We start from the raw sequence: 1484 nt of genomic DNA, 5'->3' as shown, positions 1-1484 counted from the left end.
GGGTTTTCCACATAGGGGTGTTTGTTGGGTTACGGGCGTTGGCTGGCGTGACAGGGTTGATTCATGGGATTTGGCGGGCAGGTGATAGCGGAGCGGGCAGGAGTGTCCGGTGCTGGTGCCGTGCCCGTTGCCCGGGCACGTGGCGCGGTTTCGCTGGGGGCCGGGCCTTCCACGGCGGCCGTTTCGTCAGGTGCCGTGCCCGTGGACTGTACGACGGCGGTGCTCACCGCTGCGGTCCCCGGCCCCGGGGCTGCGCTGCCTGCCTTGGGGGCGAACGACGAACCCGCGCATCTTTCCCGGGCCCCTCGTGGGGACGGCAGTCCCGGCGGGGTTGCCGGGGCGTTGGAAGACAGCGCGGCCGTGCTGGAGGGGCTGCGGGAGTCGGCCCCTGAAGCCGCGGCATTGTTCAACGCCTGGGAAGCTTCGGACTTCGCCGGCCGCGTCGAGGACCTCGCCCGCACCATCGGCTACCTCCAAATCCTCGCCGCCCACGCCATCGAACGCACCCGCGAACAAGCCAAACACGCCCCCAAAACCAGCACCCCCGGATGGCGGACCGGCTGGACCGAACCCACCACCCGCCCAGCACCCTCAACGCGAGCCCAGACCACCACCCCGCAGGGACCGGCGGACGGTTCCATCCTCGATGACGGGTACCGCAACGCCGCGGAGTTCCTGCGCGCCAGGCTCCGGATCGGGATCCGCGAAGCCCGACGCCGCCTGACCCAAGCGGCGCTGCTGCTGCCCGGAACCACCCCCACCGGCCAACCCACCCTGCCCCGCTACGAACACCTCGCCCACGCCCTGACCAACACGCACCTGCCCTCCATCTCAGCCACGATCATCACCAACGCCCTGGACACCGTCGCGCGCATCGCCCACCCCGAGACCCTGACCACCATGGAACACACCCTCACCCGCGCCGCCACCGAAACAGACCCCGACTTCCTGGCCAAAACTGCCCGACGCTGGATCGACCACATCGACCAAGACGGACCCGAACCCAGCGAAGAAGAACTCCGCACCCTCCAAGGAGCCTTCCTCCGCAAACCCCGACGCGGCCTGCACCACATCGAAATCTTCGCCACCGACGAACAATACGAAACCCTCACCACCCTCATGAACACCGCCACCAACCCCCGCCTCACCCACGGAGGCACAGATAACAGCGATAACCACGGCGATAGCGACAACGACAACGGCGCGCCGCAGCGCAACACACCCACCAGCGGGAACGCAGAACGCGCCCCCTCACTCCCGGACCTGGACCGCCGCTCCCGCGCCCAGAAACTCCTCGACGGCCTCGTCACCGGCTGCCAAATCGCCCTCAAAACCGGCGAACTCCCCGCCAACGGCGGACTCAAACCCCAAGTCACCGTCACCATCGACCACCGCGACCTCTACAACCAACTCACCACCACACCCACCAGCCAGGAACCACAAACACCCCCACCCGGCACCGGAACCGGAACCGGGACCTTCAC

Annotated in this window: 1 protein-coding gene; it reads left to right on the top strand. The window is 68.1% G+C overall.

The genetic code is table 11. From position 1 onward, the window contains the following. Positions 1-63: 63 nt before the first annotated feature. On the top strand, positions 64-1484 hold a 1421-nt coding region (locus ACIPY2_RS21800; protein ID WP_400268493.1), incomplete at its 3' end, for a DUF222 domain-containing protein.

It is taken from the genome of Paenarthrobacter sp. NPDC089675, from assembly GCF_044749185.1.
Lineage (GTDB): Bacteria > Actinomycetota > Actinomycetes > Actinomycetales > Micrococcaceae > Arthrobacter.
This window is presented reverse-complemented; position numbering and strand designations above follow the sequence as displayed.